Origin of the sequence: Enterovirga aerilata, assembly GCF_013044135.1 — a bacterium.
Classification (GTDB): Bacteria; Pseudomonadota; Alphaproteobacteria; order Rhizobiales; family Beijerinckiaceae; genus Enterovirga; species Enterovirga aerilata.
Genome location: NZ_JABEPP010000003.1, coordinates 363579 through 388499 on the forward strand (window position 1 = coordinate 363579; position 24921 = coordinate 388499).

Annotated in this window: 24 protein-coding genes and 1 pseudogene; 6 read left to right on the top strand and 19 right to left on the bottom strand. The window is 69.6% G+C overall.

The window, feature by feature from the left end:
- Window positions 1-4 precede the first annotated feature (4 nt).
- The 9 genes and pseudogenes from HJG44_RS23700 to HJG44_RS11870 all read right to left on the bottom strand — a co-directional run.
- A pseudogene (locus HJG44_RS23700) lies at window positions 5-151 on the bottom strand (type II toxin-antitoxin system PemK/MazF family toxin); the annotation flags it as partial.
- 111 nt (window positions 152-262) lie between these two features.
- The gene (locus HJG44_RS11835; RefSeq protein WP_171218567.1) at window positions 263-526 is read right to left on the bottom strand and encodes an antitoxin MazE-like protein; all 264 of its coding nucleotides are present in this window, start codon (window positions 524-526) and stop codon (window positions 263-265) included.
- Between the two features lie 569 nt (window positions 527-1095).
- Window positions 1096-1320, bottom strand: a complete 225-nt coding sequence (locus HJG44_RS11840) for a flagellar hook protein FlgE (protein WP_171218568.1) — start codon at window positions 1318-1320, stop codon at window positions 1096-1098.
- An 84-nt stretch (window positions 1321-1404) separates the two neighbouring features.
- Window positions 1405-2052, bottom strand: coding sequence for a bifunctional 4-hydroxy-2-oxoglutarate aldolase/2-dehydro-3-deoxy-phosphogluconate aldolase (eda, locus tag HJG44_RS11845; protein WP_171218569.1), 648 nt, complete (start codon window positions 2050-2052; stop codon window positions 1405-1407).
- 19 nt (window positions 2053-2071) lie between these two features.
- A complete protein-coding gene (locus HJG44_RS11850) occupies window positions 2072-2416 on the bottom strand; it encodes a type II toxin-antitoxin system PemK/MazF family toxin (protein WP_171218570.1) in 345 nt (114 codons plus the stop codon).
- A complete protein-coding gene (locus HJG44_RS23705; RefSeq protein WP_246736191.1) occupies window positions 2413-2553 on the bottom strand; it encodes an antitoxin MazE-like protein in 141 nt (46 codons plus the stop codon). The genes HJG44_RS11850 and HJG44_RS23705 overlap by 4 nt, the downstream gene beginning before the upstream one ends.
- A 145-nt stretch (window positions 2554-2698) precedes the next feature.
- Window positions 2699-5863, bottom strand: a complete 3165-nt coding sequence (locus tag HJG44_RS11860; RefSeq protein ID WP_171218572.1) for an efflux RND transporter permease subunit — start codon at window positions 5861-5863, stop codon at window positions 2699-2701.
- A 179-nt stretch (window positions 5864-6042) separates the two neighbouring features.
- Window positions 6043-7125, bottom strand: a complete 1083-nt coding sequence (locus HJG44_RS11865) for an efflux RND transporter periplasmic adaptor subunit (RefSeq protein WP_171218573.1) — start codon at window positions 7123-7125, stop codon at window positions 6043-6045.
- Complete coding sequence (locus tag HJG44_RS11870) at window positions 7122-7757, bottom strand: TetR/AcrR family transcriptional regulator (RefSeq protein ID WP_171218574.1); 636 nt, start codon at window positions 7755-7757, stop codon at window positions 7122-7124. The genes HJG44_RS11865 and HJG44_RS11870 overlap by 4 nt, the downstream gene beginning before the upstream one ends.
- A 120-nt stretch (window positions 7758-7877) precedes the next feature.
- Between HJG44_RS11870 and HJG44_RS11875 the strand changes: the two genes are divergently transcribed.
- A complete protein-coding gene (locus tag HJG44_RS11875; protein WP_171218575.1) occupies window positions 7878-8579 on the top strand; it encodes a hypothetical protein in 702 nt (233 codons plus the stop codon).
- A 5-nt stretch (window positions 8580-8584) separates the two neighbouring features.
- Here the strand turns inward: HJG44_RS11875 and flhA are convergent, their stop codons facing one another.
- Window positions 8585-10738, bottom strand: coding sequence for a flagellar biosynthesis protein FlhA (flhA, locus tag HJG44_RS11880; protein ID WP_171218576.1), 2154 nt, complete (start codon window positions 10736-10738; stop codon window positions 8585-8587).
- Between the two features lie 136 nt (window positions 10739-10874).
- Here flhA and HJG44_RS11885 point away from each other — a divergent pair, with 136 nt between their 5' ends.
- Window positions 10875-12686 carry a chloride channel protein gene (locus HJG44_RS11885; RefSeq protein WP_171218577.1) on the top strand — a complete coding sequence of 604 codons (1812 nt, stop codon included), beginning with the start codon at window positions 10875-10877 and terminating at the stop codon, window positions 12684-12686.
- Between the two features lie 12 nt (window positions 12687-12698).
- Here HJG44_RS11885 and HJG44_RS11890 read toward each other — a convergent pair whose 3' ends face one another.
- Window positions 12699-13349 carry an exopolysaccharide biosynthesis protein gene (locus tag HJG44_RS11890; RefSeq protein WP_171218578.1) on the bottom strand — a complete coding sequence of 217 codons (651 nt, stop codon included), beginning with the start codon at window positions 13347-13349 and terminating at the stop codon, window positions 12699-12701.
- On the bottom strand, window positions 13346-13654 hold the full coding sequence (locus tag HJG44_RS11895; protein WP_171218579.1) for a hypothetical protein: 309 nt from the start codon (window positions 13652-13654) through the stop codon (window positions 13346-13348). Before HJG44_RS11895 ends, HJG44_RS11890 begins: the two co-directional genes overlap by 4 nt.
- A 199-nt stretch (window positions 13655-13853) precedes the next feature.
- On the opposite strand from HJG44_RS11895, the gene HJG44_RS11900 reads away from it, so the two are divergent.
- The 4 genes from HJG44_RS11900 to HJG44_RS11915 are packed head-to-tail and all read left to right on the top strand — an operon-like array spanning window position 13854 to window position 17275.
- Window positions 13854-14360, top strand: coding sequence for a hypothetical protein (locus tag HJG44_RS11900; RefSeq protein ID WP_171218580.1), 507 nt, complete (start codon window positions 13854-13856; stop codon window positions 14358-14360).
- Window positions 14336-15364, top strand: coding sequence for a mitochondrial fission ELM1 family protein (locus tag HJG44_RS11905; protein ID WP_171218581.1), 1029 nt, complete (start codon window positions 14336-14338; stop codon window positions 15362-15364). Before HJG44_RS11900 ends, HJG44_RS11905 begins: the two co-directional genes overlap by 25 nt.
- Window positions 15365-15376: 12 nt before the next feature.
- Window positions 15377-16342 (top strand): thioredoxin-disulfide reductase, encoded by a 966-nt coding sequence (trxB, locus tag HJG44_RS11910; protein WP_171218582.1) that lies wholly within the window; start codon window positions 15377-15379, stop codon window positions 16340-16342.
- Between the two features lie 42 nt (window positions 16343-16384).
- Window positions 16385-17275, top strand: a complete 891-nt coding sequence (locus HJG44_RS11915) for a LysR family transcriptional regulator (protein ID WP_171218583.1) — start codon at window positions 16385-16387, stop codon at window positions 17273-17275.
- Window positions 17276-17570: 295 nt separating this feature from the next.
- Here HJG44_RS11915 and HJG44_RS11920 read toward each other — a convergent pair whose 3' ends face one another.
- The 7 genes from HJG44_RS11920 to HJG44_RS11950 all read right to left on the bottom strand — a co-directional run bounded on the left by HJG44_RS11920 (window position 17571) and on the right by HJG44_RS11950 (window position 24882).
- Window positions 17571-18203 (bottom strand): biotin transporter BioY, encoded by a 633-nt coding sequence (locus HJG44_RS11920; protein WP_171218584.1) that lies wholly within the window; start codon window positions 18201-18203, stop codon window positions 17571-17573.
- Between the two features lie 85 nt (window positions 18204-18288).
- On the bottom strand, window positions 18289-19242 hold the full coding sequence (msrP, locus tag HJG44_RS11925; RefSeq protein WP_171218585.1) for a protein-methionine-sulfoxide reductase catalytic subunit MsrP: 954 nt from the start codon (window positions 19240-19242) through the stop codon (window positions 18289-18291).
- Between the two features lie 200 nt (window positions 19243-19442).
- The gene (locus tag HJG44_RS11930; RefSeq protein ID WP_171218586.1) at window positions 19443-20477 is read right to left on the bottom strand and encodes an N-acetylmuramoyl-L-alanine amidase; all 1035 of its coding nucleotides are present in this window, start codon (window positions 20475-20477) and stop codon (window positions 19443-19445) included.
- Between the two features lie 142 nt (window positions 20478-20619).
- Window positions 20620-22350 (bottom strand): AMP-binding protein, encoded by a 1731-nt coding sequence (locus HJG44_RS11935; RefSeq protein WP_171218587.1) that lies wholly within the window; start codon window positions 22348-22350, stop codon window positions 20620-20622.
- A 146-nt stretch (window positions 22351-22496) separates the two neighbouring features.
- A complete protein-coding gene (locus HJG44_RS11940) occupies window positions 22497-22994 on the bottom strand; it encodes a DUF992 domain-containing protein (protein WP_171218588.1) in 498 nt (165 codons plus the stop codon).
- Between the two features lie 133 nt (window positions 22995-23127).
- Window positions 23128-23874, bottom strand: coding sequence for an outer membrane protein (locus HJG44_RS11945; RefSeq protein WP_171218589.1), 747 nt, complete (start codon window positions 23872-23874; stop codon window positions 23128-23130).
- Window positions 23875-23982: 108 nt separating this feature from the next.
- Window positions 23983-24882, bottom strand: coding sequence for a phosphotransferase family protein (locus tag HJG44_RS11950; RefSeq protein ID WP_171218590.1), 900 nt, complete (start codon window positions 24880-24882; stop codon window positions 23983-23985).
- Window positions 24883-24921: the final 39 nt, after the last annotated feature.

Consider the following 24921-nt stretch of genomic DNA (forward strand, 5'->3'; position numbering starts at 1 on the left):
CCGATCAGCGTAAGAGGCCCAGAAATGTCACGACGGCTTGGTCGACCGCTAACAGCTCAGTCGCCGAAAGCGTGCCGAGTTTTCGGCCGAGCTTCGTTCGCGGAACGGTGGCAACTTTGTCCGCCATCACATGAGAGAGCTGCCGAAGCCCGTTTGTCGGCGAGGGGGCGTTCCGAGAAACGCTCGTCCTGCAAGATCAATGCGGGGCGCGGCTTCGCCGCGTAGCTGCCCGCGGCCGAGACGGTCCAGATTGCGCCCCGTCTCACTCTAGATCGTCGAATCCGATTGAGATCGCATCCACGAAGGCCTGGTCCGCCGCGGCTTGTGGGCTCGCGGCGGCCAGCTCCGATTGACGGTGCGCCTCCATGGCGAAGGCGGTGGAGTTAGGGTCCGGTATCCAGACCGTCACGCGCCGCAATCCGTGCGTGCGGATGGCCTTCAGGTGCTCGCGTTGCTGCCGCGCTCGCGTAACGTTGCGACGGCGCGCCTTGAGCGCGGGCGAGCTGTTCAGGGAAGCCGAGCGCATCTCTGCGGATCCAGGAGGCCTCGCCAGGATAGGACAGCCTCCAATTCCGGCAATGCAGCTCGCGCCGGATCGCGCCCGGCGTCAGCCGATCATCTCGAGGACGAGCTCTCGCGTCTCGTCGCGCGTCAGCCCTGAAGGCTGCGGCCTCCAGCCGAGGGGGCGCTTGGTGTTCCGAACGTGAAATGAGGTGCCCTGACGGGGCCTGTCTGACGTGCTGGTATGATGTGCGTTGGTCTTGGTGAACGAAATCTGCATCTGGTCCCTTGCGCCGGCTCTCGCGGCCAAGCGTAGTTATTGGCCCGACACCATGTCGGGCGGATGACACGAACTCTCGAATGATCGGAGCTGGGATGCGCCACGAGACCGGCGTTCAGCGCCGCATCGAATCGAGGTCGCCTGTTCTAGATGAGCCTTGTCGGCCCAAAGCGCAACCCCGCCGCGATCGGCGCCGCCGCGATCCGGGCAGCGCGTCCGCAGCGTCGGAATCGAAGAGGCGTCCCGGCCAAGCTTCGGCCGGTTGCGGCTCTAACGGCCAAGCTCCGGGATTGTTCCGCGGCCCGGCCTCGACATCAGACCAGGATGTCGACGAGCGCACCGACTGTGCGCGATCCCGTGCGGGCGACGGCGGCGTTGGCCTGGAACTCGGCTTTCGCCGCAACGGCCGCCACCGCTTTCCCGGCCAGGTCCTCCTTGCGGGCCTCGGTCGCATCCTCCCGGGCCGTGTCGGTCGCGTCGGCCTCGAGTCGCCGGATCGCCGCGGCCATGCCGGCGCTCGCCGTTCCGATGACGTTCATGTGCGCCGCTCCGCTCCTTCCCGAGGAGGGTAGCGGTCGAGACCTGAAGAGGCCGTCAGGCCGATCGCTCGGATTGTCCCGATCTCAACGCCGGAGCGCGGCCGCTTCGCGCGCCAGCGTCCCGATCCGCGCCCAGTCGCCGGAGGCGAGCGCATCCTTCGGGATCATCCAGGAGCCGCCCACGCAGGCGACGTTCGGGCAGGCGAGATAGTCGGGCGCGCTCGTGCCGTCGAGCCCGCCGGTCGGGCAGAACCGCACCTCCGGAACCGGCGCTGCGACGGCCCTGAGCCAGGCCGCGCCGCCCGAGGAACCCGCGGGGAAGAACTTCAGGAGGTCGAAGCCGAGCTCGAACAGGTGCAGCGCCTCCGAGACGGTGGCGCAGGCCGGCATGGCCGGAAGCGCCGCTTCCGCCAGCGCCTCGGCCATCCTGGGCGAGGTGCCGGGGCTGACGAGAAACCTCGCACCCGCATCCGCCGCCTCTTCGATCTGCTTCGGCCGGATGACGGTGCCGGCGGCCAGCACCGCCTCCGGCACCTCGCGCGCGACGGCCTCGATGCAGCGCAGGGCCGAGCTCGTACGCAGCGTGATCTCGACGACCGGCAGGCCGGCCTCGACGAGCGTCCTCGCCAGCGCGACGGCCCGGTCCGGATCGTCCACGGTCACGACCGGGATCACCGGGGCGAGCGCGGCGTAGCCGGCGATCGTCTCGCGCTTGAGCTGGAAGCGGGGCATTCAAGTCCCTTTGCGCCGGCTACTGCCTAGATTCTCGCCGCTGCAGACCCAGGAACGTCATCAACGCGACGTCCAGCCGGTGCATGTCGTGATCACTAAGTCGCCCGATCCTGTAGCCGATCTTGCTCCGCGGGAGCGTCGACACCTTGTCCGCCATAGCTCTCGAAACCTCTCGCAGGCCGTTGTCCGGTGTCGGATCGATCGTCACACGGAAGAACTCGGCTTCGGTCCGATTGGTCGTGAACATGCAGATCGTGACGGAGGCCGTGGCCGCAAACCGGTCATCCTGGAGGATCACAACGGGGCGTTGCTTGCCGGCATAGTCTTTCCCGCCGGCCGCGGTCCAGATCTCGCCTCGCCTCAATGGGCGTCATCATCGAAGAAGACGGACACGGAATCGAGGAACGCCTGATCATCGGCATCCTGCGGGCTCGCCGCCACCAGCCTCGCCTGGCGTTCGGCCTCGGCGGCGAATTCAGGCGTGCTCGTATCGGACAGCATCGCGAGAAGCTCTGGTCTGATGCGAAGCCGCTCCGCTTCCTCCGGGGAGCAGAAGGGCTGCGGTGCCCGTCTCGCGATCTTACCCATGGCTTCATCTCCATGGCCAAGATAAGCGGCGCGACGCAGCGCGGCAACGCCGTTCTCCTTACTCAGCCGGCTGGGGCAGGGGCTCGGCTCCGCCGCCGCGAGCCGTCCTGCGGGCCTGCCGCAACGCCCTGCGCTCGGCCCGCCGGGCGCGCCGTGCGGCGCGCCATTCGGAGATGTTGGCGAGCCCCATCAGCATCGCGGGCGTCACGACGAGGGTCAGGATCGTCGCGAAGCCGAGCCCGAAGACGATGGCGGTCGAGAGGTTGATCCACCATTGCGTCGAGGGCGCGCCCATCGCGATGTCGCGGTGGACGAAGTCGATGTTGATGCCGAAGGCGACCGCCAGCACGCCGAGCACGGCCGTGACCGCGGTCAGCACCACAGGTCGGGCGCGCTCGCGGCAGGTCTCGAGGATCGCGTCGCGCGCCGTCCAGCCCTCCTCGCGCAGGCGGTCATAGGTGTCGATGAGCACGATGTTGTTGTTCACGATGACCCCGGCATTGGCGATGACGCCGATCCCGCCCATCACCACGCCGAAGGCCTGGCCCATCACCATGAAGCCGATCAGCACGCCGATGGTGGAGAGCACCACGGCCGAGAGCGTGATCGCGACCGACGAGAACCTGTTGAACTGCGCCAGCAGGATCGCGAAGATCAGGAACAGGGCGGCGCTGAAGGCCTTCATCAGGAAGGCGCCCGCTTTCTCGCGCTCCTCGTCCTCGCCCTTCATCTTGAAGGTGACGCCCGGTCCGAGATCTGCCTGACGGAGCGCCTCGGCGACCTCCTTCTGCACCGCCGCGCTCTGCACGCCCTCGGCCACGTTCGACGTGACGGTGACGACCCGGATCGAGTTCACGCGGTTGATCTGGCCGACCTTGGGGGCGGGCTTGCGCGACACGAAGTTCCCGATCGGGACCGAGCCCGCCGGCGTGTTGACGCGCAGCTCGTCGAGCTGATCGAGCGAGCGGCGATTTTCCGGGAAGCGCACGAGCACGTCCACGGACTTGTCCGTCTCGATCGGACGGTACTCGGTCACCTTCAGGCCGTTGGTGACGAGCTGCACGGCCGCGCCGACGGAAGCGGGGGTCGCGCCGTATTTCGCGGCCTCGGCCTTGTCGACCTCGAGCCGCCAGTCGATACCCGGCAGCGGCAGCCCGTCATCCACGTCCCGCGTGTCGGAGCGCGCGCGCAGGATCTCGGCGGTCTTCCGCGCGGCATCCGCCAGATGGGTCGGGTCGTAGGAGCCGAGCTGGACGGTGATCGGCTTGCCGGTGGCCGGGCCCGCGCGGGGCTTGGTCACCTCGATCATCACGCCCGGGATGTCGCGCGTGCGCTCGCGGATCTCGTCCATGATGAGCGACGCCGGACGGCGCTGGCGCCAGTCGACGAACTCGAACTGGATCGTGCCGATCGTGTCCTCGGTGACCTCGTCGGAGCCGCGCTGGCCCTCGCCGGCGCGGGCATAGACGGTCGAGAGCTCCTTCATCGGGAGGAGCCGTTCCTCGACGGTGCGGACGAGGCGGTCCTTCTCGGTGATGGCGATGTTGCCCCGGGCGCGGACCTGCACGAGGCCGTAATCCGGCTCGACATCCGGGAAGAACTCCACCCCGTTGCCGAACCTGCCATAGGCGAAGATCACGCCGACCAGCATCACGGCGGCGAGCGCGAGCGTCGCGCCGGGCCGTGCGATGGCGGCCCGGACCACCCGCATATAGAGGCCGCGCTCGGCCATGCGCTCGTCATGAAGGTGGGTCGGCGCGCGGCCGAGGAGGGCGCCGAGCGTCGGCGTGAAGAAGAGCGCGACGACGAGCGAGGCCGAGAGCGTCGCGATCAAGGTCAGCGGCAGGTACTTCATGAACTCGCCGACGATGCCCGGCCAGAACATGAGGGGCGAGAAGGCGGCGACGCGCGTCAGCGTCGCCGAGATGACCGGGCCGGCCATGCGCTTGGCGGCCAGCGAATAGGCGGCCTTCGGCTCCATGCCCTCGGCCATCCGCCGCTCGGCGAATTCGGACACGATGATCGCGTCGTCGACCAGCATGCCGACCGCCAGGATCAGGGCGAAGAGCACGACGATGTTCACCGTCAGGCCCGCCATCTGTAGGCCGAGGATGCCGGTGAGGAACGAGGCCGGGATCGCGATGCCGATGAAGAGCGAGGCGCGTCCGCCCAGCACGACCAGCATGATCACGAAGACGAGCAGCACGGCTGTGATCACGCTGTTCTGCAGCTCGTGCAGCATGTCGCGGATCGTCTTCGACTTGTCTTGCGTGAAGGAGACCTCGACGGTGCCGGGCCAGGTCTCCTTGATGCGGGCCATGGCGGCCTTCACGCCGTCGACGGTGTTGATCAGGTTCGCGCCCGTGCGCTTCACGACCTCGATGGTGATCGCGCTCTTGCCGTTGATGCGCGTGACGGAGGTCGCGTCCTTGAAGGTCGGACGCACCTCGGCCACGTCGCCGAGCGTCACCGCGGCAGCGCCGGAGGCCGCGATCGGGTACTTGAGGATGTCGGTCGGCGTCTCGATCAGCGACGGGACCTTGACGGCGAAGCGGCCCGATTGGCTCTCGATCGCGCCGGCGGCGATGAGCGAGTTGCCCGCCGCGAAGGAGTTGATCAGGTCCGTGAGGTTGATGCCGTAGCTCTTCATGAGCATCGGCTCGGCGATGATCTCGACCGCCTCGTCGCGCGCGCCGCGCAATTCTGCGGACAGCACGCCCGGAAGCCCTTCCAGCACCGTCTTCGCCTGGCGTGCGAAGCGGAGCAGCGTGCGCTCCGGCACGTCGCCGCCGAGCGCCACGACGATGACCGGGAAGAGCGAGAGGTTGACCTCCTGCACGATCGGCTCGTCGGCGTCGCGCGGCAGGTCCTTCTTGGCCATGTCCGTCTTCGCGCGGACATCGGCGAGCGCGCGGTTGGCGTCGAACCCGGCCTCGAACTCGACCAGCACGTAGCCGCCGCCCTCGAAGGCCTGGCTGCGCATCTCCTTGATGCTGGAGACCGATTTCAGCTGCGTCTCGAGCGGGCGCAGGATCAGGCGCTCGGAATCCTCCGGCGAGATGCCGCGCTGCGTCACCATCACGTAGACGATCGGGACCTTGATGTCCGGCTCGGCCTCCTTCGGGATGGAGAGGTAGGCCGAGAGTCCCGCGACCAGGAGGAAGAGCAGGACCGAGATCGTCAGCCGGGCATGGCTGATGGCGTAGTCGACGGGGTTTCTCATGGCGCGACGCCTGTCATTCCGGACGGCGCGGGAGCGCCGGGATCCTCCCCTGGAAGGGGAGGTGGCAGGCGCGCAGCGCCTGACGGAGGGGGATTGCAGGATAGCCCCACCCCGGTTCGCGCTTCGCGCGACTCGCCCTCCCCTGGAGGGGAGGGATCAGGGTCCCGGCCGCCATCAGGTCACCCCAGCGCCTTCGCCGGCACGGCCTCGACCGTCTCGCCTTCCTTCACGAAGTCCTGGCCTTCGACGATCACACGCGCGCCGTCCGGCAGCCCGCCGAGCCACAGGCTGTGCTGGCCGTCCTCGACGATCGAGACCGGCGCGAACGCGACCCTGCCGTCGGGCCCGACATGGCGCACGCCGAGCTTGCCCTCCGACGAGAAGGTGAGGGCGGAGCGGGGCACGCGCGCCGCCCGGACCGGCGCGAGCAGAAGGTCCACCTCCGAGGTCACGCCGTCCGGGATGACGCCCTCCGGATTCCTGAGCTCGATATCCACCCTGTAGGTGCGCGTGCCGGGGCTCGCCTTCTTCGACACGAAGCGGACCGTGCCTTCGGTGGTCTGGCCGGTGACGGTGCGGACCTCGGCCTTGCCGCCGGGCTGGACCCCCGGGAGCTGCCGCTCGGCCACCTCGACGACGGCGAGCATCGGGTCGAGCGCGATGATCTCGGCCACGTTCACGCCGGACATCATCACCTGGACGGCCTGGCCCACCTCGACCGGCACATCGACTACCACGCCGGAGATCGGGGCCACGACCTCGCCCTTCTTCTGCTCCAGCTCCGCCTGGGCCAGGCCCGCTTCGGCGGCGCGCAGCTCGGCCTCGATCAGCGGCTTGTTGATGGACGGATAGGAGCCGAGCTCGATCAGCCGCAGGCGCGCCTGAGCCTCGGACTTGCGCTGCTCGAGCCGGGCCTTCGCCTGCAGCACCTGCGCGGTACGGGCCTCGTCCGACAGGGTGGCGATCACCTCGCCGGCCTTGACGACCGAGCCGCGCCGGACGCGCAGGTCGACGATCTCGCCGGAGACGCGGGCCACCGCCCAGACCTTGCGGTCCGCCTCCGTGCGGCCGGAGAGCGTGATGCGGCGCTGGTGCAGCTGCTGCTGCGTGGGCAGGACGGCGACCTTGAAGAGCGGCGTGGCCGCCGGCTCCTTGGTCTGGAGGGCCGCTTCCTTGGCGGCGTCGCGCCCGAGCACGCCCGAGCCGATCCAGATCCCTCCGCCGATCACGAGGGCTGCGGCCGCGATGCGGGACGGTTTCATGGCGTGACCTCGGTGGGCTTCGCGGGGCAGAGGGCCGGAACGTGCCCCGAGACCAGGGAGCAGATCAGGTGCATCACGGCCGGCAGCTCGCGCGCCGGGTCGTAGTCGGGCAGGGTCGCCCGGCGAACCATCACGCCGTCCGCGAGGGTGCAGATCAGCGTCGCGATCGTGCGCGTCTCCATGGCCGGGCTGATGTTCCCTGCCGCCGCGGCCTGATCGAGCAGAGTGGTGAGCCGCTCGACGATGTCGTTGGCGAAATCGGCGGTCAGCTTCGCGCAGGTCGGGTTGCGCGTCGCCTCGCACCAGATCTCCAGGCAGAGCACCGCCTTCTCGCGCGGCTCGTCCTCGAAATGCCGGCGCCCGAGCTCGGCGAAGCCCGCCATGAAGTCGCGCCCCGCCTCGTCCATGACCGCGAAGCTCTCGGCCACCTCGCGCCGGTCGCGCTCGGACAGGCCGGCCACGATCGCGTCCTTGGACGGAAAATAGCGGTAGAGGTTGCCCGCGCTCATCCCGGCCTCGGCCGCGACGTCCTGCATGGTCGTCCGGTGGAAGCCCGAGCGCACGAAGCAGGTCTCCGCCGCGTCCAGGATGCGCGTGCGGCGGTCGACCCCGTTCTGATTGGTCTGGAGCATGCCGGTATCGATGAGAATGAACGTTCATTCTCACTAGTTTGCGCAGACGTCAAGCTATGCGGGCTGTCATTCCGCGGTCGACTTTGTGGGAACGTGTTCAACGGAACGGGAAGGGGGTCGATGACGAAGACGCTCGACACGACACTCGCCGCGGTCGCGGAGTTGCCCGTCGAGGCGCAAGATCAGATCGGGCGGGAGCTCCTGCAGCATGTGAACCGGCTGCATCGCCTTCACGGCGAGTTGGGCGAAGGGTTGCGTTCCCTCGACGCGGGTGAAGGAGACAGCCGCGACGTCGAGGATTCCTGTCCGTTCGAAAGCAAGATGAGCTTTGATATCTCTTGCAGTCTCTCAGCGGTTTCTCATTATATCTCTTTTGGGAACGGCAGGAGAGAGTGCGACATGCGTTTAGTTCGGCAGGCCGCAGACGGGAACGACTGTGGCGCTGCGTGCGTCGCTATGCTCTCGCGCAGGCCGAGAGCCGAAGCGTACGCTGTTGTCTATCCCGACGGCCGACAAACATCGACAAGTGCACGCACGGTCAGAGCGGCGCTTCGAGAGCTTGGAACTGAACTCGCAGCGCACCCAAGACGCTTCAGGATGATGACATATCATCGCCTAAAGACCGTATCCGAATTTCTCGCGACCGCCGGCATCTCGGATGCGCTCCTGAAAGTCGTTAGGAAAGAGAATGAATTTGATAAGGGTCACTGGGTAGTTTGGGACAGCAAGAGAGCGAAAATCCTCAATCCTCTTGGCGAAGACCGGAGATTGTTCCGAGTTGTGGCCTGCTATGAGGTCATCAATCCTGAGGAAACAGAATAGCGTCCTCACACGCTCCCCACCGTCTTCAGCCTGACCCGCGAGTGGATCTCGGCCTGGCCGAGCACCGGCGTCTCGCGGCGGAAGCGCTCGATGATCGAGCGGACATAGGGGCGGGCGCTCGACGAGGTGACCAGCACCGGCATCTCGCCCATGCGGGCGGCGTCCTCGAACCGCTCGCGCACGGCGGTGACGAACTCGCCGAGCCTGGAGGGCTGCATGGCGAGGTGGCGCTCCTCGCCCTGGCCGACGATCGAGTCGAGGAAGGCCGTCTCCCAGGCTGGCGAGAGCGTGACGATCGGCAGATAGCCCTGCGGCGCGGCGTATTGCGCGCAGATCTGCCGGGCGAGGCGCATGCGGACATGCTCGGCGATGTCGCGCGGGTTCTTCACGCTGCCGACCACGTCCGCGATCCCCTCCAGGATCGTGCCGAGATCGCGGATGGAGACCCGCTCCGCCAGGAGGAGCTGCAGCACGCGCTGGATGCCGGTGGTCGAGATCTGCGACGGCACGAGCTCGCGCACGAGCTCGCCGTGTTCCTTGGGCAGGTCCTTGAGCAGCTTCTGCACCTCGACATGGGAGAGGAGCTCGGCCGTGTGCCCCTTGATGACCTCGGTGAGATGCGTCGAGATGACGGTGGCCGCATCGACGACCGTGTAGCCGCGGATCGAGGCCTCGTCGCGCAGGACCTCGTCGATCCAGGTGGCCGGCAGGCCGAAGGTGGGCTCGAGCGTATGCTGGCCGGGAAGCTGCACCTGGCCGCCCATCGGGTCCATGGCCATGAACAGGCCGGGGAAGACGCGGCCCGTTCCCGCCTCCACCTCCTTGACGCGGACGATGTAGCTGTTCGGCTCCAGGGTGACGTTGTCCAGGATGCGGACGGAGGGCATCACGAAGCCGAGCTCGGCCGCGAGCTGGCGGCGCAGCGCCTTGATCTGCTCCGTCAGGCGGTCGCCGCCCTCGCCGCCATTGACGAGCGGGAGAAGGGCGTAGCCGATCTCGATCTTGAGGTCGTCGATCCTGAGCGTCTCGGAGATCGGCTCCTCGGCGGCCGGGGCGCCGGCCTGGCCGGCGACGGCCTGCACGGCCTCGGCCGCCGCCTTCGCCCTGTTCTGCCGGTCGAGCTTGTAGGCGAGCCAGCCCGCGGCGGCCGCAAGCGTCGCGAAGGGCAGGATCGGGATGCCCGGCAGGAGGCCGATCCCCGCCATGACGGCGGCCGACATGCCGAGCGCCTTCGGGTAATGGGCGAACTGCCTGTGCAGCGCGCCGGCGGCGGCGCCGCGCACGCCCGCCTTCGAGACGAGGAAGCCAGCGGCGATCGAGACGATCAGGGCGGGCACCTGGCTCACCAGGCCGTCGCCGGCGGTCAGCAGGGTGTAGCTCCTCGCCGCGTCGCCGACCGAGAGGCCCTGCTGGGCCACCCCGATGATGATGCCGCCCACCACGTTGATGAAGGTGATGAGGAGGGCCGCGATCGCGTCGCCGCGCACGAATTTCGAGGCGCCGTCCATGGCGCCGTAGAAGGCGGATTCGTCCTCCAGGCTCTTGCGGCGCTCGCGCGCGGTCTCCTGGTCGATGATCCCGGCCGAGAGGTCGGCGTCGATCGCCATCTGCTTGCCGGGCATGGCGTCGAGCGTGAAGCGCGCCGCGACCTCCGCGATGCGGCCCGAGCCCTTCGTGATCACCACGAAGTTCACGATGATCAGGATCGCGAAGACGATCACCCCGATCACGAAGGAGCCGCCCATCACGAAATTGCCGAACGCCTCGATGACGTGGCCTGCGGCCGCGCCGCCCTCGTGCCCATGCGCCAGGATGAGGCGCGTCGAGGCGAGGTTCAGGGCGAGCCGGAACATCGTCGCGATGAGGAGCACCGTCGGGAAGATCGAGAATTCGAGCGGGTTCTCGATGAAGAGCGCCGTCATGAGGATCAGGACGGACATGATGATGGACAGCGCGAGCAGCAGGTCCAGCAGCAGCGCCGGCATGGGAAAGACGAGCACCACCAGGATGCCCATCACGCCGACCGCGAGCAGGATGTCCGGCCGGCGCGTCAGCGCGCGCAGGTCGGCGAGCGTCGGCACCGGCACCGTGCCCAAACGCGAGCCGACCGGCGGAACCCGTCCCGCCGCCTGCAGAGCTGCCGCCGCCCCCTCGCTCATGCCCCGACGCATCTCCCCGCCCGATCCGGCAAGTCTTGCCGAGCGCATGGTTAGCGGGCGGTAAATCCCGCGCCTCGCGCCAGGCTTGCGAGGGCCGCAAGGAACCCGTTCAGGTTTCGCCGGTCATGTCGAGGCGATGTCGACGCTCGAGCTGAAGGATGCGGTCGCGGCGGGGGCCGCTTCGACCCGCGGCGGCGCCGCGGGCCGGCTGCTCGCCGCTTTGCGCGGCCTCGTGCGCGGGAGCGAGTTCTGGCTCGTCGCGGTCGCGGCCGTGATCGGCGCCGTGACGGGCGTCTTCGTGTCGGGGCTGAGCTGGACGGCGCAGCTCATGCACCGTCTCCTCTTCGGCATCTCCCGGGTCGAGCATCTGTCGAGCGCGGTCCTCATGCCGCCCTGGGCGCTGTTCTGGCCGGCGGTCGGCGGGCTGATCCTCGGGATCACGTCGATCTGGGTGGTGAAGTGGCGGCGCCGGCCTGCGATCGATCCGATCGAGGCCAACGCCCTCCATGGCGGCCGCATGTCGGTGGTGGATTCCGCCGTCGTGGCCGGCCAGACGCTCGTCTCGAACGGCTTCGGCGCGTCCGTCGGGCTGGAGGCCGCCTATACGCAGGGCGGGGCGGTGCTCGGGTCCCGGCTCGGCCTCGCGCTGCGGCTCCGGCGGGCGGAGGTGCGGGTCTTCGTGGGCTGCGGCGCGGCGGCGGCGATCTCGGCCGCCTTCGGGGCGCCGATCACCGGGGCCTTCTACGCCTTCGAGCTCATCATCGGCACCTATTCGGTCGCGACCGTCGCGCCCGTGATGGCCGCCTCGCTCGCGGCCTATCTGGTCGGCGCCGCGATCGGGATCGCCGCGGCGCCGCTCGAGGTGGCCGCGCGCCCGCCGAGCGACGCCTTCGCGTATCTCGTCTTCATGAGCCTCGGCCTCGCGGCCGGCTTCGCCGGCATCGCGGTCATGCGCGGGGTGACGGCGGTGGAGCAGCTGTTCCAGAAGACCCGCATCTCGCCGACCTTCCGGCCCTTTCTCGGCGGCGCGATCCTGGGCGCGCTCGGCCTCGTCACGCCTCAGGTGCTTTCCTCCGGGCATGGCGCGCTGCACGGCGTGCTGGAGAGCGACGCGACCCTGTTCGCCTTCGCGTCCCTGTTCTGCCTGAAGATGCTGGCCTCGGCCGTCTCGCTCGGCGCGGGCTTCCGCGGCGGCCTGTTCTTCGCGTCGCTGCTGCTCGGGGCGCTGCTCGGCCGCATCTTCGCGAGCGGCATCATGGCCGTGGCGCCGCATCTGGCGGTGGACCCGGTCACGGCGGCGGTGGTCGGCATGAGCGCGCTCGCGGTCGCGGTGGTCGGCGGCCCGCTCACCATGACCTTCCTGGCCCTCGAGACCTCGGGCGACCTCCTCATCACGGGCATCGTGCTCGCGGCCGCGACCGTCTCCAGCATCACGGTGCGCGAGTTCTTCGGCTATTCCTTCTCGACCTGGCGGCTGCACCTGCGCGGCGAGACGATCCGCTCCGCGCACGACGTCGGCTGGATTCGCTCGCTCACGGCCGGGCGCATGATGCGCCAGGACGTGAAGACCGTGCGCGAGGACATGCCGATCGCCGAGTTCCGCAACAAGTTCCCGATCGGCTCCAAGCACCGCGTCGTCGCCCTCGACGCCGAGGACCGCTATGCCGGGCTCGTCAACGTGGCAGACGCCTATGCGCCCGAGGAGGAGAGCGCCACGAAGGCGCGGCGCGTCTGCGACCTCGTCCAGCTCCGTCGCGACGTCCTCACGCCGGATATGAACGTGAAGGACGCGATCGCCGCCTTCGACCGGACGGAGAGCGAGGCGCTCGTCGTGGTGGACGACCCGAAAAGCCGCAAGGTGCTCGGCCTCCTCACCGAGCAGCACGCGTTGCGGCGCTATGCCGAGGAGCTCGACAAGGTCCGCCAGGGCCTGAGCGGGACGATCTGAGGCCGGCTCCGCTCAGGCCGTCGCCCAGCCGAACAGGCTCGCGCCGGCGAGGAACAGGAAGGCCGTCCAGGCGACCGCCAGGACGGTGAGGACCAGCGCCGCCGCGATCGCGGCCCCGTCCCGCGCCATGAAGCCGAAGGCGAAGACGAGCAGCGCGAGCGCCGGGGCCGTGTTCCCGAAGGGGATCGGCAGCGCGATCGCGACCGCGAGGACGAAGATCGGCAGGCCGAGGAGCGCCCGGGCCGGACCGCGGGTGAGAAGGGCGAGCCGGTGTTCGCAGAGCCAGCGCTCGGCCCGCGCCAGATAGGGCAGGGCGACCGCGATGCCGCGTCGGAGCGCCGCCCCGGGCACGGTCCGGCGGCGCAGGAAGGCCGGCAGCCAGACCCCGCGCGCGCCGAACATCACCTGCAGGGCGACCAGCGCGATGACGGTCCCGAAGGTCATGCCGACGGGTCCGGGCGTCGGGATGATCGTCGGCAGCGTGAGCACCAGGAGCGCGAGGCCGAAGCCCTCGTAGCCCAGCCGGTCGAACAGCTCGCCGAGCTGCACGCGGTCGCGCCGAAGCATCCCGGCGAGACGGAGGATGGGGCGGGTGATGGCGCCGGCCCTTGCCGTGCCGCCGCCGCCGCGGCGGGGAAGCGTTGCCGCAACGGAGCGGCTCACGAGGAGGCACCGCCTTCGAGGAAGGGACGCGCCGCGGCGACGGCCGGGGCGCAGCCCGGCGCGATCTCGACGAGCAGCGCTTCCGGACGCGCCGCCCCGAACCAGACCCGGATCGCGCTGCCGGCCGCCCAGACGGGATCGGAGAGCGCCCGGTCCAGAACGCGCGGCGCGGCCTGACGGGTGCATGCGGCGACCTCGGCGACCACCGCCTGCGGCACCCGCGCCGCCTCGAGCCTTTCCGTCAGCTCCGCCTGGAGCGGCTGGATCAGGAAGAGGGACAGGAGCGTGGCGACGAAATCCTGCACGGACTTCTCCTTGGCCGGCTGACGGTGTCGGGAACACGGTCCGACATCGCGAGAGCGCCGGCTGCTTCCGCCAGAGGGGCCCGGACCAGGGGATGGCGGGAAGGTCGGTGGCCGGCCGGGGCGTTTCAAGGAGGCCGGCTTTGCGCAAATCCGCCACGCCACTTATCTGAGTCCGCGCCGCAACGGCCGGGGAGAGCACATGACGGGCATCGGGCTTGATCGGCGCGCGATGGTGGCGGGGCTCGTGGCCGCGGCCGCGAGCGGGCCCTCCGCCCTGGCGCAGGCCGGTCCGCCGCGCTTCTCCGCGGTCATCGTCGATGTGGGACCTCTCCACGCCAGGCGGCTGGGGCCGTTCGCGGACTTCCTGCGCTCGGCGCTCCAGGCCGAGCTCGCCCGTGCCTTTGCCGACCGGCTCGGCGGCGGGCGCGGCGCGCCGCGCCTCGTCGTGCGCATCGACGGCATCTCGATGCCCTCCTATGTGGGCCGGGAAGGCGGCCGCTTCTTCGGCGGCGGCATCCAGAACGACTATCTCGAAGGCGAGGCGCTGGTGGTGGCGCCGAACGGGCAGATCCTCGCACGGCATCCGCAGCTCTCGGCTCTCCCGTCGAATTCGGGCGGGGCCTGGTACGACGAGCGCTCGGAGCAGCGGCGCGTCCTGGCGCTCGCGGCCCATTATGCCGGATGGCTCCGACGCAGCCCGATCTAGCCGCGCCCCCGGCGGCCGGCCTCCCGGGCGCGAGCGCCTGGGTGCTGACGGACGGCAAGGCGGGCGACGAGACGCAATGCCTGGCGGTCGCGGAACGGCTCGGGCTCTCGCCCGAGATCCGGCGCGTGGCGCCCGGGGCGCCTTTCGCCTGGCTCATGCCCTGGGGGCCGATCGATCCGCGCGAGCGGGCGGGGCGGCCGGGCAGTCCCGTCGCTCCGCCCTTTCCCGATCTCGCCATCGCGTCCGGCCGGCGGGCGGTGCCCTATCTGCGGGCCGTGAAGCGGCTGTCCGGCGGACGGAGCTTCACGGTCTTCCTGAAGGACCCGCGGACCGGGCCCGGGGCGGCCGACCTCGTCTGGGCGCCGAGCTACGACCGGATCGAGGGGCCGAACGTCGTCCGGACGCTGACCGCCCCGCACCGCTTCTCGCCCGAAAGGCTCGAAGCGGCCCGCGCGCGGCCGGATCCGCGCCTGTCGGCCCTGCCGGCCCCGCGTGCGGCGGTGCTCGCCGGCGGGGACAGCCGGCACGGCGCCTTCTCGACCCGGGACGTCGCGCGCCTGGCCGGCCAGCTCCGGTCGCTCGCGGCGGGTGGGGTCTCGCTGATGATCACGACGTCGCGCCGCACCCCGCCGGGGCTCGCGGCGGAGCTGCGGGCGCTCGCGCGGGACGGGCGCGGCTTCCTCTGGGACGGCACGGGCGAGAACCCCTATGCCTCCATGCTGGCGCTGGCCGACGCGATCGTGGTGACGGCGGATTCCGTCAACATGCTGTCCGAAGCCGTCGCGACGGGCGCGCCGGTGCTGGTCTTCGAGCCGGAGGGCGGCGTCGGGCGGCTCGGGCGGTTTCTCGCCGAGCTCAAATCCGCGGGGCTGGTGAAAAGCTTCGGTGGCAAACTCGAGTGCTACGCCTACGAGAAGCTGGACTCGACCCCCGTGATCGCACAAGCAGTCGCGGAGGGTTTTGCAGCGCATCGTGCCGCCATCCGCGCGGCCGCGTCGCGCTGACCGGAGGACCTCATGGCGCATCTCCACGCCAAGCTCATCATCGTCGGCTCCGGCCCGGCCGGCTACACGACCGCCATCTACGCCGCGCGCGCGATGCTGGAGCCCGTGCTCATCTCGGGGATCCAGCCCGGCGGGCAGCTCATGATCACGACGGATGTCGAGAACTATCCGGGTTTCGCGGACGTCATCCAGGGACCCTGGCTCATGGAGCAGATGCGCCTCCAGGCCGAGCATGTCGGGACCCGGATGATCTCCGACACGATCGTGAAGGCGGAGCTGGAGCGGCGGCCATTCCGGCTCACGGGCGATTCCGGCGACGTCTACGAGGCCGACGCGGTCGTGATCGCCACGGGCGCGCAGGCGAAGTGGCTGGGCCTGCCCTCCGAGGCGAAGTTCAGCGGCTTCGGCGTCTCGGCCTGCGCGACCTGCGACGGCTTCTTCTCCCGCGGCCGGGAGGTCGCGGTGGTGGGGGGCGGCAACACGGCCGTGGAGGAGGCGCTCTACCTCGCGAACCTCGCCTCCAAGGTGACGCTGATCCATCGCCGCTCGTCGCTCCGGGCGGAGCGCATCCTGCAGGACCGCCTGTTCCGCCACCCGAACGTGCGGGTGGTCTGGGATTGCGCCGTCGAGGAGATCTGCGGCACGGACGGGCCGCCGCCCTCCGTCACGCATGTGAAGTTGCGCAACCTGAAGACGGGGGCGGTCGAGGACCTGCCGGTGCACGGCGTCTTCGTCGCGATCGGCCACAAGCCCGCGACGGAGATCTTCGCCGGCCAGCTCGACATGAAGCCCGGCGGCTATCTGCGCACGGCTCCGGATTCCACCGCGACCAACATCCCCGGCGTCTTCGCGGCCGGCGACGTGACGGACGACGTCTACCGCCAGGCCGTCACGGCGGCCGGGATGGGCTGCATGGCGGCGCTGGAGGCCGAACGGTATCTCGAAGCCGCGAACCTCCTCGCCGAGGCGGCGGAATAGCTGGTCCCGAACCGCAGGGACCGAACGGGCCTGGGGGCCGCCTTGGACTGGGACAAGATCCGCATCTTCTACACCGTCGCCGAGGCGGGCAGCTTCACCCGCGCCGGTGAGGATCTCGGCCTGAGCCAGTCGGCCGTGAGCCGGCAGGTCTCGGCGCTGGAGCGCGAGCTCAAGGCGCCGCTCTTCCACAGGCATGCCCGCGGCCTGATCCTGACCGAGCAGGGCGATCTCCTGTTCCGGGCCGCGAAGGACATGCGGCTCAGGCTCGAGAACACGCGGGCGCGGCTCGAGGAGACGAGCGAGCGGCCCTCCGGCGAGCTCAAGGTCACGACCACGGTGGGCCTCGGTTCCCTCTGGCTCACGCAGCGCATCGCCGAGTTCCTCGACAACTATCCGGACGTGCGCGTCTCCCTGATCCTGACCAACGAGGAACTCGACCTCGCCATGCGCGAGGCGGATGTCGCGATCCGGCTGCGGCGTCCGGCCCAGCCGGATCTGATCCAGCGCCGGCTCTTCACCGTCCATTTCCACGTCTACGCCTCGACCGACTACGTGAAGCGGTTCGGCGAGCCGAAGACGATCGAGGATCTCGACGAGCACCGCCTCCTGTCCTTCGGCGGGGATCAGCCGGCCTATCTCCTCTCGGTGCATTGGCTCGCGACCATCGGCCGGGACGGGCGCGCGCCGCGCGACTACCACCTGGTCGTCAACAACATCCCCGCGCTTCGCTCCGCGGTCGAGACCGGCGCGGGCATCGCCGTCCTTCCGGACTATGCCGTGGACGGCAGCACCAAGCTCGTCCAGCTCCTGCGCGACGTCGAGATGCCCGCGCTGGACACCTATCTGGTCTATGCCGAGGAGATGCGGAACGTCGCCCGCGTGCAGGCCTTCCGCGACTTCCTCGTCGCCAAGGCCCAGCGCTGGTCCTATTGACGATCGATCCATGCGGCCGCCGCATGGCTTCCATGTGACGGAACCGCTGCCATGCGCCGTCGCGCGGGAGCAGAGTTCCTGCGGCTGAGACCTGCGGAACGGGTGACCTCCCGCGTTCCGTTCAGCCGTTCCCCTCTGGAGACGCTCCTGTCGCGTCTCGAACTTTCGGCCGGATCCTCATGGGTCCGGCCTTTTTCTTGGCGCGGAGGTCCTGCAGGCCGCGGCGGAGGGGCGTCTCGCCACCGCCTCGGCCGGATTGCAGGCTGCTGCCCGGACGGGCCGGATGGCGCGGGCGTTACCGGCTGAACCTCGCCGCGAACCTGAAGAGCAGTGGGAACGAAAGCGCCGCGATCGCGAGCTTGATGGCGTTGCCGACCAGGAAGGGCTGTACGCCGAACTCGAAAGCCCGGACGAGACCGATGCCGGTGCCGGACGCCGTCCTGGCCAGGAAGGCGAGCCAGATGCAGCCGACCGCCAGCATCACGACATTGGCTCCGGTCAGGACGAGACCGAAGATCACGGGCCTTCTCAGCAGGCCGCGATCGGCCGCCGCCCCGACGATGGCGGCCGCCGCCGCGAAACCGAGCAGGAAGCCGCCGGTCGGGCCGAGGAAATAGGCGAGGTTCGGCACCTGCGGCGGGGTATTGGCGAAGACGGGCAGGCCGAGGGCGCCCTGGGCCAGGTAGATCAGGACGGAGGCCAGCGCGAGGCGCATGCCCAGGCCCGCGCCGATCGCCATCACGGCCAGGGTCTGGAGCGTCATCGGAACGGGCCCGGGCACCTGCGTCTTGGCCGAGATCGTCAGCAGACAGGCGCCGAGGAAGCCGAGAGCTGCGCCGCGGAGGAGGCGGAGCGCGGCGCCTTCCCGGGCAGGCCAGACCATGCCCGCGAGGGTCGTATCCGGGCGGGATGCCAACGTACCCGACATGAAGCCTCCTTCAGGCCGCACCCTTTGCGGTCCTGGAGCAAGCCTTAGGCACAGATGCGGGGCGCCGCAATCGGCCGCGCCCGGCTCAAGCCCACAGGCGCTCGGTCTTCAGGTCCTTGTAGAGCTCCGCGACGTAGGCGCCGTAGCCGTTGAAGATCATCGTCGGGCGCATCTCGCCCGTGCCGAGGACGCGCTCGGACGCCTGGCTCCAGCGGGGATGCGGGACCTCCGGGTTCACGTTGGCCCAGAACCCGTATTCGGAGGATTGCAGCGCCTCCCAGAACGTCTTCGGCCGTTCCTTGGTGAAGGTGATCCGGTCGATGGCCTTGACGGACTTGAACCCGTATTTCCAGGGCACCGCGAGGCGGAGCGGCGCGCCGAATTGGTTGCCGAGCGGCTTGCCGTAGATGCCCGTGACCATGAAGGCGAGCTCGTTCCTCGCCTCCTCGACCGTGAGCCCCTCCGTATAGGGCCAGGGATACCAGAACTGTTTCTGGCCAGGCGCCTGGGACGGGTCCTTGAAGGTCTGCATGACCATGTAGCGGGCCTCGCCCGTCGGGTTCGCGAGGGCGACGAGGGAGGCGAGCGGGAACCCGGTCCAGGGCACGGCCATCGACCAAGCCTCCACGCAGCGATGGCGGTAGAGCCGCTCCTCGAGCGGCATCCTGCGGACGAGGTCGTCGATCGCGATCTCGATCGGCTTCTCGACGAGGCCGTCGATCCTCACGGTCCAGGGCCGGGTCTTGAGCCTCGCCGCCGCGGCCGCGATCGACTTGGAGGTGCCGAACTCGTAGTAGTTGTTGTAGTCGCCCGAGTACTTCTCGTCCGTGATGTCGCGGTCGAGCCTGTAGGCCTCGTTGCGCTTCGCCGGGTAGAGATCGGCGGTCGGATCGGGAGAGGCGGCCTCCGCGCCTCCGACGAGGGACGCCCCGATCAGCCCGGCGCCGCCCGCCATCAGGGCGCGGCGGTTCAGGAACACGACTTCCGGGGTGGCCTCGCTTTCGGGGATCTCCCAGCCGCGGCGGATCTTGATCAGCATGGGGCTCTCCTCAGGCCGTTCCCGGACATAGGGCCGCCGCGCGCACCCGCAAGTCACGATCCCGCGCGCCCCATCCTCCGGCCCTTCGACCGCAAGTTCGGCACCGATCCGCCCGACCGGAGCGGGCCGTCGCTGCGGTTGACGACGGAGGGCGCCCCTTCATTCCGGCGCCCCGTATCCTGATGTCGACGCCCCGTCCCTCAGACGAGCTGGTACTTGGACAGGCTGGCCAGCTTGTACTCGCTGAATCCGAGCACCTGCGGGAGCTGGGTGAACATCGGCACGCCCGGGCAGGACTTGAGGGCGGTGTCGAGCCACCAGTGGCAGGACAGCCCGACCGTATTGATGCAGCTGTTGATGGAGGATTGCGCGCCGGCGCAAGGGTAGCGGCTGGCGAAATCCGCCCCGATATCCGGATAGAGGCTGTCGAGGCCGTGACCCATCCCCAGGCCCTGCTTGTTACGCTTGTGGCCCGTGTAGATTCCCGCGAGCTGCCATTGCGGCGCCGGGAACGTGATGAAGACCCAGGCCCAGAGCTTCGTCAGCGCGTCGAGCTGCTTGGTGGTCATCGCCTCGGTATACTGGATCTTCTTGAGGTCCTGGCTCCCCACCATCTCGACGCTGAGGAAGTTCGGGTTGCCCGGGCCCTGCGCCTGCGACTGGAGCGAGGCGGCGACGTACTGCGCCGTCATGCCCTCGCGATCGATCACGAAATGGGTCGACACCTTGCGCGTGTGGAAGTTGCCGGTGAACCCATCCGCCTTGCCCGGACCGGCCGTGATATGGACCGCGAGGCCGTTGACGCCCACCATGTTCGGCGAGTGCATGTAGTTGCCGAAGCCCGCCTTGAGCGGCACGAGCTTCGCGCCCGGATAGACTTCCTTGGGATCGCCGCTGTCGAGCCGGCGCTTGTTCTCGGCCGCGAGGTTTCCCGCCCCGCCCCGCTTGCATTCCAGCTTGCCGCTGAACGGGCTGTCGCCCGAGAAGGCCTGGATGACGCTTCGCTCGGTCAGGCCCTTCAGGTCGAAGGCGAGGACCGCGGATCCGTATGTGTTGCTGGGCTTGGCCGAGCCGGGCCCGGAGACCACCTTCACGGTGCAGGCGCGCTTCGCCCAGATGTCCCAGTAGCCCCAGAGCCCGACCCGCGCGGTGCCGCCGTCGGAGAAATAGAGATATTCGAGCGCGTCCAGATCGGGATCCGGCTCTCCCCGGAGCAAAGCCACGAAATGCGCCATCGCCCGCTCCCGCTGAGGACCGATCGCAGCCCGCTCGGCACGATCGGGGCGGCCGCCCCGATAAGGTCATGCTGGCTTCTGCCGCCGCCTGCGTCAATTGGGCCGGCGCTTTTTCGGCCGGGGCGGCTCCGCGCGCGGGAGGCTATCCAGGGCGGCCTTCCGCATGCGCAACCTCTTCCTTGAGGACGCGGCGGAGCACCTTGCCGACATTCGTCTTCGGCAGGCTCTCGCGGAACTCGACGTGGCGCGGGACCTTGTAGCCGGTCAGGCGCTCGCGGCACCATTCGCGGATCTCGGGTTCCGTGAGGTCCGGGTCGGCCTTGACGACATAGGCCGCGACAACCTCGCCCGACCGCTCGTCCGGCAGGCCGATCACGGCGACCTCGGCCACGCCGGGATGACCCGCGATCACGTCCTCCACCTCGTTCGGGTAGACGTTGAAGCCCGAGACGAGGACCATGTCCTTCATCCGGTCGACGATGCGGACCGCCCCGTCCGGCTGCATCACGGCGACGTCGCCCGTGCGGAAGAAGCCGTCCTCGGTCATCACCTTCGCGGTCTCGTCCGGACGGTTCCAGTAGCCCTTCATGACCTGCGGGCCGCGGACGCAGAGTTCGCCCGGCTCGCCCATCGGCAGGGGCTGGCCCGCCATGTCGCGGATGGAGATGTCGGTCGAGGGGAGGGGATAGCCGATCGTTCCCGTGAATTCGGGGATGTCCAGACGGTTCACTGTGACCACCGGCGACGTCTCGGACAGGCCGTAGCCCTCCACGATGGGGCGGCCGGTCAGCTCCTTCCAGGCTTTCGCGACGGCGGCCTGCGTCGCCATCCCGCCCGAGACGCAGAAGACGAGCTTGGAGAAGTCCACGCCGCGGATCTCGGGGTGGCGGGCGAGCGCGTTGTAGAGCGTGTTCACGCCCGACATCATCGTGAAGGGGCGCGTCTTCAGCGTCTTCACGAAGCTCTTCAGGTCGCGCGGATTGGCGATGAGGAGCAGGCAGGAGCCGAGCCGCATCATCACGAGGCAGCAGGCCGTGAGCGCGAAGATGTGGTACAGCGGCAGCGCGGTCACGGCGATCTCGGCATTGCGGCCGAGCCCCCCGCTGCGCATCCAGACCTCGCACTGCACCACGTTCGCCGCGACGTTGCGGTGGGTGAGGGTCGCGCCCTTCGCGGTGCCCGTCGTCCCGCCGGTATATTGGAGGAAGGCGACGTCCTCCGGTGTCACCTCGACGGGTTTGGGGGGGCGCGCCGTGCCGGTGCGGATGACCTCCGCGAAGGACACCGCGCCGTCGAGCCGGAAGGGCGGCACCGCCTTCTTCACGTAGCGCGAGACGAGGTTGATGACCGAGCCCTTCAGACCGAGGAGGTCGCCCGGCTTCACGAGCACGATGCGCTCGAGCGAGAGTTCGGGCCGGGAGACCTCGACCGTGCGGCCGAAATTCTCCAGGACGAAAAGGATGCGGGCGCCCGCATCCCTGAGCTGGAAGGTGAGCTCGCGCGGCGTGTAGAGGGGATTGACGTTCACGACCGTGGCGCCCGCCGCCAGGATCCCGAACAGGATGGGCCCGTAGGCGATCACGTTCGGCAGCATGATCGCGACGCGGTCGCCGCGCCCGATGCCCTGCGCCTGCAGCCAGGATGCCACCGCCCCGACATGCGCCGCGAGCTCGCCGTAGCTCATCCGCTTGCCGAAGCTCTCGAGCGCCGGGCGCTCGGGATAGCGCGAGACGCTCTCGTTGAAGAAATCGACGAGCGTCCCGACGGAGGAGAGGTCGATCTCCTCGGGCACGTCGGGCGGATAGGAGGCGAGCCAGGGCCGCGCTGCCGCGGGATCGCTCGCCTGCGTCCGCATGGCCGCACTCTGGTCCATGGTCACCCGATCCTCCCTCGGCCGCCTCTTGCGCGAGCGGCTTCCTTATCGTCACACCGGGCGCGTGCGGAGGCAAGCAAGCCGAAGCGGGAACGGCCGGGCGCTGCCCGGCCGCCCCGTCTCGCTCATCTGCGAAGGCTGCGGCGTCAGCCTCTGCGGCGCGGACGCGGCTCCGGCCTGAGCTGGAGGGTCATCTCGGAAATGCCGCCCGCGACGTTGATCCCCGTCTGCCCGCTGAACGAGACCGGCTGCAGCGCGACCGACCGGCGCGAGCCGCCGACGAGGACGTTGGCGCCGAGCCCGACCGCGAAAGTCGCCTCGCCGCCCGCGCCGACATAGCGGCCCGCGAGCGCGCCCCGCGTGACCTGCCCGCTCGGCGCGAAGACGTTCCAGACGATGCCGCCGGCGGTCGTCACGCCGATATCGACCCCGATCCGGGTGATCGCGCCGTCATAGACCTCGAGCTGGCCGGCCGAATTCTGGAAGGTGCACACGATCTCCTTGCGCGAGCCCACGATCATGCCGATGCCGCCGGCGACCTCGCAGGTGAGCGTGCCGATCTGCGTCTGCTGCGCCTGGGCGTTGCCCGCAAAGATGGCGGCGGCGGCCGACAATCCGAGGGCGAGAAAGGTCCGCTTCAGCATGAGCGATCTCCGTTCATCCACGTCCGGCGGAACCCGGCAGCCCCTGCGCGGACGCCGAAACCGCACGAGCGGAACAAGCCCCGGCACGCGGCCAGGGTTCCGGACCGGCCTGGACGGAAGCGCCGCGCCGGGCCTAGAAGAGGTTGAACTTGTAGTTCAGTCCGGCCCGCGCGACGACGCCAGCACTCTCGAAGCGCGCGCCGCGGACGAGCCCCGCCGGAGGAGTCGCGGGACCGGCGAGGGTGCGGCGGCCGAGATCGTAATAGAGCGCCTCGGCCTTGCCCGTGAGGTTCGGCGTGAACCCGTACTCGACGCCGCCGCCCGCCGCGAAGCCGACTTCGGTCCGGGTCGACGCGACCGCATAGGCGGCACCCGGGAACGCGATGGTCTGCGCGCTGCGGACATCGCCATAGGCGAGGCCGCCGGTCGCGAAGACGAGGACCCGGTCCATGACGAGGCCGACGCGGGCCCGCAGCGTGCCGAGATAGTCGAGGCGCTGCGCGGCCGTGTACGAGACCGCGCCCGCGGCCGTGCCGCCGACCGTGCGGCCGATATCGCTGTACTGGAGATCCGTCTCGATGCCGCCGAGGAACCGGCCGATCTGCTGGTTGTAGCCGAGCTGCCCGCCGCCGACGAAGCCGTCCCCGTCCGTATCGAGCGCGGGCGTCGGAGCGCAGGCGGGGGCGCAGACCGGGCGGTGGCGGTTGTCGGAGAAGCCGTAGCCCGCATTCACGCCGAGATAGAAGCCGGACCAGGCATAGGGGATGACGAGCATCTCGGGCGCCGGCGCCGGCGCCGCCCGCGACGGCAGATCCGCCGCAGACGCGGCAGTCGTGAATCCCGCCAGTCCGGCCGCCGCAAGCGCGAGGAAACGCACCATCGAATCGAGTTCTCCAGGAATGTGGAAAACCTAGCCGAGTCGCGACGAGCCGGCTGTCGCCGCCGAGCAACAAAGGTGAGGCATGGCAAGGGTTGCGCCGCTCCCGGCTCAGCCGGTGTCGCGGGCCTCGAACCAGCTCACCACCAGGCGCATGAGCGCTGGAACCTCGTGCCCGGTCTCCACGGCGCCGGCGAGTTCGGAGACCCGCATGGCGGCGGTCAGCAGGAAGATGCGCTGGCGCTCGACCCTGCGGCCCGTGAGCCGCCCGTAACGTTCCGCGGCCCGGCGCGGCAGCTCGGGGTGGATGAGGGACGGCTGCACGAATTCGCGGTGCGGCGGCCCGAGGCCGGAATCGGCGAAGTCGAAGATGCCGGACAGGCGGCCTCTCGCCGGGTCGAAGGCCATGTTCCAGCCATGCGCGTCGAAGAACCCGTAGACCTCGCCCAGCGGATCGGGGCCGAGCCTCCGGTAATCCCGCAGTGCCGCCTGCGCGCGGCCGCGGATGGCACCTGGAAGGATGCGCCAGGCAGGCTCGAGGCTCGCCTCGTCCGAGCGCCACGTCTCGACGGGCAGCGCGCCGGCGGCCCGCATCGCGTCGATATCCAGCGAATGCAGCTCGGCGAAGAAGCGGGCGAGATCCGCGGCAAGGGTGTCGCGCTCAGCCTGTCCGAGGCCGTCATAGACATCGCTGAGCAGCAGAACGCCCGGCAGCTTCTCGTGACGTGAGAACAGCCGCGGGGTCTCGCTGAGGACCATGTCCGGGACCGGGGTCGAGAGGCGGCGGCGCAAGACGCGGAGCAGGCCGGCCTCGCGCCGCAAGGCCGCCTCGGCTTCCTGCCCGTTGGGAAACTTGAAGATCAGCCGGTCGTCGGCCTCGACCGCGAGGCTGTGCCAGCCGCGCCCCGCGATCGCGAAGCGCGCGGTCGCAAGCTCGGGATAGACCGACAGGATCGCGTCGATGCAGCCGGCGAACTCGTGTTCGTCGGCGGTTTCAAGCGGCATCATCATGCCGGCCTCGCAAGGGCCGGAGCGGTCCCCGCGAGGCCG